Origin of the sequence: Romboutsia sp. (genome assembly GCF_035470145.1) — a bacterium.
Classification (GTDB): domain Bacteria; phylum Bacillota; class Clostridia; order Peptostreptococcales; family Peptostreptococcaceae; genus Romboutsia_D.
In genome coordinates, this window is the sequence record NZ_DATIRC010000108.1 from 1 (window position 1) to 10,296 (window position 10,296).

The window sequence follows — 10,296 nt, forward strand, 5'->3', positions numbered from 1 at the left end:
TACAGACAAATGTATTTCATCTACTGTTACAATTTCTTTTAAGTTCCTTTTGTGAATATCTATTATAGTATTCGCTACTACAGTATCACAAAATTCTTTGCTTAACTTTTTCCTAACTCTTTCTGCACTTAGTTTAATAGCACGTTCGATTTTTACACAATCAAACGCTACTACGCTACCATCTCTTTTTATAACTTTCATTTGCTACGCTCCTTTTGACTCAAATCCAGTCGAACCATAGCCACCAGTCCCTCTATCTGTATCATCCAGTTCTTCTACTTCCTCAAACCCACATTGGAATATTTGCTCTAAGACACCTTGTGCTACTTTTATTTGCTTTGGTATTGTTATTCCAAAATCATTTTCATTTTTTATCATTATGCCTATTTCACCACGATATCCAGTATCAATAGTTCCTATATATACTGTTATATCTTCTGTTGTTCCATTTGTAGTTGGCACACCTTTCATAGTTATACCAGATTTATTTCTAACTTCTACTCCCCATCCTGCAGGTAGTCCAAATGCCAAACCAGTCTTAACTATTGCTTTTCCATTTGCAGGTATTGTTGTTTCCTCTACTGAAAATAAATCAAATCCAGTGTCTGTTGCATGTGCGTATTCTGGCACTATTGCATCCTTGTGTAATTTCTTAACTTTTACTATCATTTTTATTGTCCTCCAATTTTTTGTTTATTTTATTTGTAGTATCTTCTCCAAGTATCTTTACAGTTTCATCATTTATAAGATTCCTTATTCTTATCAACATAACTGCAACTTCTGCATCATTTACGAAACTAAAATTTGCAATATGTTGAAGTAGTTTTTCATATGTGTCTATTGCTAACACATTTATTTTTTCAACAGATACTTGTCTTAGATGTTTTTCTTCTATCACTTTACAAACCCTCCTTACTTTATCTACTACATATAACGCAAAAAGTTCTTAATATGTAAAAAAATAGATGGCTCTCACCATCTATTTCTATAAGAATGTATTAAATTCTATACTATATTTTATTTTGCTCTTAGTACATTTGCTATATATCTTACTTAAAACAGATAAATATTCTCTAGTTGTTCTTTGCGAAACTAAATCTTTACCATATTTTTCAATAGAAGTTAACATTGTATCATGATTATATCGAGGATACATATATAAATCTAAAAAAGCACTTACGAATCTACTGCTCTTATACTCTTTAAAGAACGCAAAGTCCGTTAAATCATTTATGAACATTTCTATAAAATCACGTTTCTCTATTTTTAAAGTACCGTTTTTAAATTCTTCTTTAATTATCGGTAATTGTGTTTCACTTATTTTAGATATTACTAACAACAATCCATCTATAGTCATATTACATCTATTGCACAATTTTTTAAGCCATATATATTCTTCATTCTTTCTTTCTATGTGTTCTTGTAGATAGTTATTTGCATCCCATCTTCGCATGTTGGCATTTGTCCCAATTCTATCATCTAATGTTCCATCCTCTGATATATAATAATAATAAGGTAATCCTAACTTTTTTGCCACTGCCAACCTATGGTTTCCATCTATAAGTTCTCCTTTTGGAGTAACATTAGCAGGAATCATAAGTTGTTTCTTAGACATGCTTTTAGTTAAATCTCTTAAATTAACACTGCTTAACTGTCTATTTTCTATCCCTTCCAACTTCGAAGAAAACTTATCAAGTTCACTTGTTTTCTTTATAAATGCTACAACTTCATCTCCTAAGTTGTTCTTTCTTATATAATCGTTTACCATTCCTATTAACTGCTTTTCTTTATCCATATCATTTACAAAATTCATATTAATCACCTTTTTCCCATTCTTTTATACTATTTTTATTTGTTGCTATTATATAACATTTTCTACATGTTTTTTTTCTTTTGCCAGTTTTTTTATCAATGTCGAAACTCGTGTATAATTTTTCTTCATTGCATCTACTACACACAATAAATTTCTGCTCTTTTACAAGAGTTATACCCTTATTATTTTCTTCTTTTTTTTCCTTATTGTATTTATTTTTACATGTTTTACAATATGGTTGTTTTCCATCTTTTGCTTTTCTTTTATCATAAAATTGTTCAAAAGACAATACTTCTTTACATTTTGAACATCGTTTATATCCATCTGGTAAATCCTCTTTTTGTGGTATTCTTTTTATTTGCATAGCATGTGCTTTACTCATAATTGCATTTCTTTTCCTTTTAAATTTCCAACATATTTCCTCTAAGGTATAATTGTTATCTTGATATGCAATCCTAAATTTTTCTTCTTCTTCTTTTGTCCATCTCATTCGCATAACTCCTTGTTTTCATATGTAGTTTTTTGTCGATATATGTAATTATATACCATCGTAATTACCAAGTCAATACTTTAAATAAAATTGTATTTTTATATCGTATCCGACATCATTTTTCGACATTATGCACCAATAGTAACACTGTTTTGATTAACTTTATCTAATTCTTGTCTTTGTGCTATCACGATCAATTCATCTAACTCTTGACTTTTCTTTAGTGTGTAATCATTTAATCCATATTTACCAAATAATACATTTAACTCTGCTCTTTTTACTTCTATTTCTCTATTTAGTTCTTTTATCATTTTTTACCTCACATTTTGTTTTATAAAATTTTTGTCGATTTGTGTTGTTTTTGTCCGATTTATAATATACCATGTCAGTAAATACTTTGTCAATATTTTTAAACAAAAAAAATAGGTAAATGTTTACCTATTTTTATATTCATCATTAACTTCTTTGATTCGTTGTTCCATCATATATTTTCCATAATCCATCTTTTTACGCTTTCCACATTTCGGACAATATACATGATAATTTATACGATCTACATAACCATATAAATCATAGTATTTATCTTCCATTACTATATTCCAATCATGTTTGCACCATAATCTTTTAATCATTATGCACCAAATCCAAATCCGAATGCATTAAAATCATTGAAATCTATATCATCCATAACATCCACTTCTTTTACTTCAAAGTCCTCTATAAACACTTGTGGGAAAGACCTACCATTCCATTCGTTAACATTGAATGTTCCTATTATTTCTATGTCTTTTCGACCTTGTTTTAACAATACATCTAAGTCCTCTTGTGTACATTTAAACTTAATATAAGATATATAGTCATGCGTGATTTTAATTGTGTTTCCAGTAGCACCCATAGTAGTTATATCTGCACTATCTACACCAGATAGTTTAATATAAAATTGTGGTTTATCGAATCCTCTGCACCAATGTTGTTTAAGTTCATCTATTGATATTATATCCATAGAACCCACTCTACCATCCACATATGCTTTATCTACTATGTGACACGCATCTTCATTTGGTAATGATTGATACAACAAACTAGATAACAATTCACTCATTTTCTGAGTATCTATACTTACACCAAATGCTCCTTGATGCCCTGCACAATATATAAACTTATCTGTGCTTAATAAATAGTCTTTAAAGTTTTTAAATGTGTTTGTACTTCTTCCAGAGCCATCATACCTAAACCTTCCATCATCTTGATTGACCTTTCTAAGCACCAATGAAGGTTTTCCATATTTATCTACTAATCTACTTGCCATTAATCCAGATAATGCTTGTGCATCTTCATTCTCATGTACCATGATTGATATTGGTAGATTCTCGGTCATTATTATAGTGTTTTCATCTTCTATTATTTTCTTTATATCTCTAGTTTGCTTTGATTTTAATCTGTCTGCCATCTTAAGAATGTATTCCACCAGTGGCAACTCTACCTCACCTTGACCTCGTAGTTTTATAACTTCTGTTCTATTCTCACATATCATAGCATCCAGAAGGTTTCGCTTATCTGAATCTGTTCCGACTCTAATTATTGCATTAATAGCAGGTGCAATGTTATAACTTATAAATTCAAACACTCCTGCTCCTTCTGATCTTTTCTCTGCAAGTAACTCTAATAAAGGATTTGTTATATTGTCCAGACCTTCTAATACATAGTAGCGTGTTTCTGGTTCTATCATAAGCATACCATCTGCTACTAGTGACACTGCTACTAAATCATAATAATATTCACTTTGACCTATATTAAATTGCGTATCCATATACTCTATGAATTTCAACACCATTCCTCCACCAGATAGTGTTTTATTGCCCTCTGGAGATAATTGATTATTAACAACTATTGCATAATCTGAATATTTTTCACATTCATGGTGATCTAAAACAACAACTCCAATTCCATTATTAGCAAGTATTTCATGTTCTTTATAATCACTACTTCCTGCATCTGGTATTATAACTAAATCTGGACTTATTTCTAGTATCTCTTTTAATACCTCTTTTGTTAGTCCATGTTTTTTGTCCTTGTGCATAACAAACACCAAGTTCTTATATTTTAAACTCAATCTAAAATAATTTATAAGTGTAGCAGAACTACAATATCCATCTGCATCACTATCTACCAATATCAATATTAACCCATTCGTTTCAATGTGGTACTTAACTGCTTTAAACGCCCTATCCATATTTTCATATATTGCAGGATTCTGGATTGAATCTCTGCTCGGATTTAAAAATGCTTTCCTTTGTTCTATATTAACATTTCTATTCTCAAATATCCTTGTTACTAAATCTTCATGTAAACTTCCTCTTAATGCGTACTTCATACTTCCTCCTATGATTGTTTATATTTTCTATTCTTAAATAAATCTTCAAACACTTTTTTACCTTTGTCTAATGGACTATCTTTCTTCTTTAACAATCCTTTTACATCCCATAAGACACTTACTTTGCAGAAGTTTATTCTATTAATAATCGACTTCTCTAATTTACGTGCATACAATCTTTCTTCTTCCGTTCCTGCACTTTCAAACTCTTTATCAAGTGCTACTATTACTTCTTCTACTCCAAGTTCTTTCAATATGTTTAATTGAAAATTGCTTAAATTGGAACTCGAAAGAGCCAGTGTTATATTTGCATCTGGATACATTGTTTCATACTGCATTACTGCTTTTTCACTTTCAACTAACACTACTTTCTTTGCTCTCATAATGTTGTTTGCATTTTGATACAAACCATAAAAATATTGTCCAGTAGGTGCAGACAATAGTTTTCCATCATTTACAATAGGTGTATATTTCATACCTTTGCTTATTAAATAATCGTCTAAATTTCTACACCTCACTGCTATTAGTGTTCCATCTGCATATCTGTGTGGAATTATCACTCTAAAATTCAAAATATCATATTTAACTTCAAATTTTTGTAGCACTGCAGGTGATATACCATCTTTATAGAAACTCGAATGATAGAAGTCATAGAATTGCTTTAACACTTCTTCATCTATCTTTTTAAATGGTTTCCATTCCTCTGTTTTTACAACTTCTCTTTTACTCATAAATGAACTTATTATATCTAAATTATTTGTATGAATTGTATTATCAAACCCATATTTAAACGTATTATTATAAAAGCCAAACTTTGTACTTATGTACTCTATTGCTTGTTGTAAACTATAGTCCAATACGTTTCGTACCACTTGTAATATATCTAAACTTCCACAATGCGTAAAACAATGAAAATTCAATGAATCCTTAAATAAATATAGTTTATGACTATTTCCACTGTGACAAATAGTTTTACACCAAATCTCATTTAAATTAGAACCTTGTCTTGGTTCTGCTCCTAAATCTTCTAATATTTGTACTACATGCTCCAAGGTAAGTTTGCTTTTCAACTCTTTTGCATCCATTTTTATCACCTCTTTATATATAACGTATTTCTATTGTATAAAGTAAAAGAGATGGATATACCATCTCTACAATTCTTTCGGCTCTACATATAGTTGGTCAAAGTCTTGCGTTGTTACAAAGCAATCTTGAACTGTCATGTTATCCAAGTTCATATTTACCCAGATAATTACACCAGTATATTTTCCACCTCTGTTTTTAAATACATGGTGTCCATGAGTTGGCATAGGACAATCAAAATTCCCTTTTGACATTAACTTCTCCAATTTTTCTTTGTCTTTTTGTGTAATTCTCATAGTTATGATTCCGTAATCTGCCTTATCTGCAGTGGCTTGTCCTCCACGCAAATGAGTCGCATCTGGGTATTCATCAGACTTGTGACTACGGTTAACTTGGGTAGCAGTCAAGATGAATATATCAAACTTATTTGCTATGTTCTTAAGACAACTAACCATTAAGTTTAACATTTGATCTTCTCTTAAGTCATATCCAAATACTTTCCTTAACTCTTGTGCAAACTTCGGAGTTATTTGTATATAGTCAAAAAATACAAATCCAGTATCATGTCTATTTATATTCTTTTCTATTAAACTTTCAAGGTCGGTCATAGAGAAATTCGATGCGAACTCAAAATGTATTTCCGAGTCCCTTATTATCTCTCCTGCTATGTGAAGTTTTTCTTCCACTTCTGAAGTATAGTGTCCATCTTTGATTATATCTTCTGCTACTCCAGATATAGTTGCCAGAAGTATTAATTGAACTTCATCTTTATCCAATTCTGTTGTTATAAATGTAGAAGATACTGGTCTATGATTTTCAACCCACGTATGAGTAGAATTATCATACATCATTTTAGCAGAAATATTCGCCATATCGCCTATCATCTGCCTTGTTTTTCCACTTCCAGTACTACCAGAACGAATCATAACTTTCTTTCCAAGAAGTCCTCTGAACACTCGATTAAAGATTTTAGATTGGAAAGAATGTCCCCAAGTAGGTTCTTCTTTACATCTTCTTAGTAAATCAAGAATATCTTCTCCTGCATGGAATGAATACATCTCTCCAGTGTCGATTGCCATATTCTCATGAATCAAATCCATCTTAGATTTAACTATGTTTCTTATATCAACTTCTGTCATTATATCAAACTTCTTGCGTTCCTCAGAGATTTCTACTGGGTCAATTAGAGCAGTATTATATATATCTTTAGTACCAAATCCAACTTTCTCGTACTCTCTAAGCAAAGTAAGTTTCTTAATTGTACACAATGCACCTTCTACAGATACATTCCTAGCCATTTCTTTAATACTAGTTACAACTTCATCACCTTTGTGTTGTGTATAATATCCATGTTGATCTGGATATGCAGATAAATACATATTTAGAGTTACTGCATCAATTTCTTTAACATCTTTGCCCATGTAAATATTCTCTATTGCAGTTTATATAATCCTATGTAATCTATCTAATTCAAAATCCTTATGTGGATTTAATCTATTTCTCTTGTTGTCCAATATAGATGTATCATTACATACTGATCCTAAGTAATTTAATATATCTATAGGACTGTATAAAGCATTTAAGTTCATTGTTCCATCTCCTATACTGATTCCATGTTCGTTAGTCTTAATGCACTCTTATTTGGTTTGTGTGCAGGTTTGTTGCTCATATCTACTTTAGTTGGCTCTATGTAGCCATATGTTTTACTGTTCCCTATTTTAAATAGTTGTCTATGATATTTGCTCGTTTTAACATAGTAATATGGCACTAATCCGAGTATGCTTTCACCGAACTCAACATTCTCTTTAGTAAGCATATATTCAAGTATCAACCTTATTTGTTCACATGTATATGCATCTTTTCTTAGATTTGATATTTGAGTATTTATTAATCCCATTAATCTCTTTACTTCACGCTTATCGTTCCGACTATTGTCACCTTTGTAATATCCTTTATATATAAACCCATTATGCAGATAATCTACTAGTAACTTTCTTTGATATTCTTCTTCTGCACACTGAGGACAATACAATAGTCCACTCTTAGGATATTCACCATCTAGATTCTTAGCAAAACTCATTTTAGATGCATCTAAATCTTTCTTGCATCCATTTCCATTGCATTTCATATCATCACCTCTGCTACATATAACGTATTTATATTTACAAATGTAAAAAGAGGTAGAATAATCTACCTCTCACTTTAGAAGAATCCACCCCATGTTAGCAATGCCATTCCTATAGCAGTTCCTATTACACTTGCCCATCCATTGTAGCTTGTGTTTTGTGGCTCTCCATGATGTTTTATGTTTTTAACTAATACCATCACATAACAAAATAAAATAATTGCTTGTGGTATTCCTACACTTAATGATATATTCATTTAATTACCTCATTCCTAATAGAACTTCTAATTCTATTACTATTGTTTCTAATGCACCCAACATTTCTGGTGTTGCATTGTTTAATGTTCTTGGATTACTATCTTCATCTCTACCTAATTGAGAAACTATTATTCGATTTGCATCTGGTAATTTACCTTCTTCTGCACATCTCTTAGCAAGGTCATTGTTTAGGTAATTCATTATTTCCTCGAATGACATCTTTTCCTCTACAACAACTTCCTTCTTCTCTACAACAATTCCACCTTTTGCTTGTTTTCTATCTACACCTTTAGCAAATTCTTCTCTTATTGTATTACCATCAAAGTCTATTAGAGCATCCATTTCTGCCACTCTACATCTAGCATCCCAATATGCAGACTGTTGTGTTGCTACTTTACGTTCTCCATTAGCATCTGTATAGCAGAATAATCTTATATCAACCTCTGGCATTAATAAGTCTTTGATTCTGTTTGATACTTTTGGTTCAAACTTATCTATTTCTACACCATTTATCTTAACCTTTTTAGTTGTCGGATGTGTTATGTAGCATATAGTGTAACCCATCTTTTGTATTCTCTTTAATGCACCTAAGAATTTCTTATCAACTATTTTGAAACCTGCGTTCCACTTAAGAGCATCTTTTATCAAATCTACTCCATATGAATCAGTTATTGATTTCTCTATACAGTGATCTAATAAGAATAAAGTGTCTATTATAACTGTATCAAACTTTTCTCTCAGTGCAGGATTCTCTAACTGTGCTAAATATGCAGTTAATGTAGCATATGAATCTATGTCTACTGCATATGCTCCAGATATACCTGCGTATGAATCCTCAAATGCTAATGCTATACATCTATCTATGCCATATATGTCTAGTGCTAATTCTGATTTACCTATTCCAGATTCACCACATATCATCATATCATAATCTCTTATGTCCCTACTTACTACAGTAGGTTTTAAATCCAATAAATTTACTATTGCCATTCTTGTTGTCCTCCTAGTATTTAGATACTTCATTTAATATATATTTTTGAACCTTCATTATTGCTCTGTGGTGTGCTATAGTCATACCTACACCATGATTAAATGTATCAGACGAATCACATCTAGCAACTCCAACAAATTCCTTCTTATCTTTAAATCTTTCATCTTTCGTTGTCATTGTACATCTTATTGTTGTATCATATTTTTCAAATCTTACATTGAAATCTAAGTCACATGGACTTGATACTAAACATATATCTGCTTTCACATCAAGTAACATATTTTCAGTTGTGCTATAAGTACCTTCTGCTATAACTGTAGTCTTTTTAAGTCTTGCTATTTCTTTATCTATTCTTCTCTTTTCATTCTCTAAATTTCTTATTATAAACTTTGTATTCATCCTATTTTCTCTCCTAGTATTTTGATTTAAATTTTCTTAAGAATAAATTTAACGGTCTATCCCAATCATTAAACACATTTATTCCATCGTTATATACAACTCTCAATTCTAATGTTTCTGAGTCTACAGTAATACCCTTAACATAGTACGTTGTTCCATGTTTAATATTTATAACTGCTTTTCCTAATAGCGTATTTTTCGCCCATTGTAATTGCTCTCTAAAAGCACTAGTTTCTATCAAATTCTTCATTTTCACATTCCATACATTGTCCAGTAGTTTCTATTCCACAATGTTTGCAGTATACTTGACCACAATCATTGCATTCGTCTAATTGTTCTTCTTCGTGTCCACAAACGCCACATCTCATTAATTCTCCCATGATATTCTCCTATATTAATAAAAGTCAGATTTTATTTAAATATTAGGCTCTGAACATGGCTATTTGCAACATGTTCAGAACCATATGTTGATTTTCTATACTCCGAAAGGATTATTACTTGGTGCTACTCCACCACCGAATGGACTAGTCCCTCCAAACGCTCCTGCATCTGGTGTTCCTGTTCCAAATCCTCCTGCATTAGTACCTGCAGTTTGCTCTTTCTTTAAAGCATCCTCTTTAACCTTTGCTAAAGTAACTTCTCTCATTTTTAACATTTGTACAACTATCTCTTGTGTCATGTCAGATGAATAATTAACTGCATCTCCACCACATACTAGATTTTTACGAGTGAAGTTTTCTATAGTATAAGTTGGTGCTTGACC

At 31.1% G+C, this 10,296-nt stretch carries 18 protein-coding genes; all 18 read right to left on the reverse strand.

Annotation, left to right across the window (positions count from 1 at the left end):
* A partial coding sequence (locus tag VLM92_RS04140; RefSeq protein WP_325275089.1) for an ATP cone domain-containing protein occupies positions 1 to 201 on the reverse strand: 201 nt, incomplete at its 3' end.
* Positions 202 to 204: 3 nt separating this feature from the next.
* The gene (dut, locus tag VLM92_RS04145; RefSeq protein ID WP_325275090.1) at positions 205 to 669 is read right to left on the reverse strand and encodes a dUTP diphosphatase; all 465 of its coding nucleotides are present in this window, start codon (positions 667 to 669) and stop codon (positions 205 to 207) included.
* Positions 653 to 898 carry a hypothetical protein gene (locus VLM92_RS04150; protein WP_325275091.1) on the reverse strand — a complete coding sequence of 82 codons (246 nt, stop codon included), beginning with the start codon at positions 896 to 898 and terminating at the stop codon, positions 653 to 655. The genes dut and VLM92_RS04150 overlap by 17 nt, the downstream gene beginning before the upstream one ends.
* Before the next feature lie 87 nt (positions 899 to 985).
* A complete protein-coding gene (locus VLM92_RS04155) occupies positions 986 to 1,813 on the reverse strand; it encodes a ParB N-terminal domain-containing protein (RefSeq protein ID WP_325275092.1) in 828 nt (275 codons plus the stop codon).
* Between the two features lies 1 nt (position 1,814).
* Positions 1,815 to 2,303 (reverse strand): hypothetical protein, encoded by a 489-nt coding sequence (locus VLM92_RS04160; RefSeq protein ID WP_325275093.1) that lies wholly within the window; start codon positions 2,301 to 2,303, stop codon positions 1,815 to 1,817.
* A 128-nt stretch (positions 2,304 to 2,431) separates the two neighbouring features.
* Positions 2,432 to 2,614, reverse strand: a complete 183-nt coding sequence (locus VLM92_RS04165; RefSeq protein WP_325275094.1) for an aspartyl-phosphate phosphatase Spo0E family protein — start codon at positions 2,612 to 2,614, stop codon at positions 2,432 to 2,434.
* A gap of 123 nt (positions 2,615 to 2,737) precedes the next feature.
* Positions 2,738 to 2,935, reverse strand: coding sequence for a hypothetical protein (locus tag VLM92_RS04170; RefSeq protein ID WP_325275095.1), 198 nt, complete (start codon positions 2,933 to 2,935; stop codon positions 2,738 to 2,740).
* Positions 2,935 to 4,677 carry a DHH family phosphoesterase gene (locus tag VLM92_RS04175; RefSeq protein WP_325275096.1) on the reverse strand — a complete coding sequence of 581 codons (1,743 nt, stop codon included), beginning with the start codon at positions 4,675 to 4,677 and terminating at the stop codon, positions 2,935 to 2,937. Before VLM92_RS04175 ends, VLM92_RS04170 begins: the two co-directional genes overlap by 1 nt.
* Positions 4,678 to 4,685: 8 nt before the next feature.
* Positions 4,686 to 5,762 carry a hypothetical protein gene (locus tag VLM92_RS04180; RefSeq protein WP_325275097.1) on the reverse strand — a complete coding sequence of 359 codons (1,077 nt, stop codon included), beginning with the start codon at positions 5,760 to 5,762 and terminating at the stop codon, positions 4,686 to 4,688.
* A 66-nt stretch (positions 5,763 to 5,828) separates the two neighbouring features.
* Positions 5,829 to 7,181 carry a DnaB-like helicase C-terminal domain-containing protein gene (locus VLM92_RS04185; RefSeq protein WP_325275098.1) on the reverse strand — a complete coding sequence of 451 codons (1,353 nt, stop codon included), beginning with the start codon at positions 7,179 to 7,181 and terminating at the stop codon, positions 5,829 to 5,831.
* Positions 7,182 to 7,202: 21 nt separating this feature from the next.
* Entirely contained in the window at positions 7,203 to 7,349 is a 147-nt protein-coding gene (locus tag VLM92_RS04190; protein ID WP_325275099.1) for a hypothetical protein, read from the reverse strand.
* A gap of 11 nt (positions 7,350 to 7,360) precedes the next feature.
* The gene (locus tag VLM92_RS04195; protein WP_325275100.1) at positions 7,361 to 7,888 is read right to left on the reverse strand and encodes a hypothetical protein; all 528 of its coding nucleotides are present in this window, start codon (positions 7,886 to 7,888) and stop codon (positions 7,361 to 7,363) included.
* Between the two features lie 74 nt (positions 7,889 to 7,962).
* Entirely contained in the window at positions 7,963 to 8,142 is a 180-nt protein-coding gene (locus VLM92_RS04200) for a hypothetical protein (RefSeq protein ID WP_325275101.1), read from the reverse strand.
* A 4-nt stretch (positions 8,143 to 8,146) separates the two neighbouring features.
* Positions 8,147 to 9,133, reverse strand: coding sequence for an AAA family ATPase (locus VLM92_RS04205; RefSeq protein WP_325275102.1), 987 nt, complete (start codon positions 9,131 to 9,133; stop codon positions 8,147 to 8,149).
* 13 nt (positions 9,134 to 9,146) lie between these two features.
* Positions 9,147 to 9,533, reverse strand: a complete 387-nt coding sequence (locus VLM92_RS04210) for a hypothetical protein (RefSeq protein ID WP_325275103.1) — start codon at positions 9,531 to 9,533, stop codon at positions 9,147 to 9,149.
* 13 nt (positions 9,534 to 9,546) lie between these two features.
* A complete protein-coding gene (locus tag VLM92_RS04215; protein WP_325275104.1) occupies positions 9,547 to 9,783 on the reverse strand; it encodes a DUF1653 domain-containing protein in 237 nt (78 codons plus the stop codon).
* On the reverse strand, positions 9,761 to 9,913 hold the full coding sequence (locus VLM92_RS04220; protein ID WP_325275105.1) for a hypothetical protein: 153 nt from the start codon (positions 9,911 to 9,913) through the stop codon (positions 9,761 to 9,763). The genes VLM92_RS04215 and VLM92_RS04220 overlap by 23 nt, the downstream gene beginning before the upstream one ends.
* A 95-nt stretch (positions 9,914 to 10,008) precedes the next feature.
* Positions 10,009 to 10,296: hypothetical protein (locus VLM92_RS04225; protein WP_325275106.1), on the reverse strand; the 288-nt coding region annotated here is incomplete at its 5' end.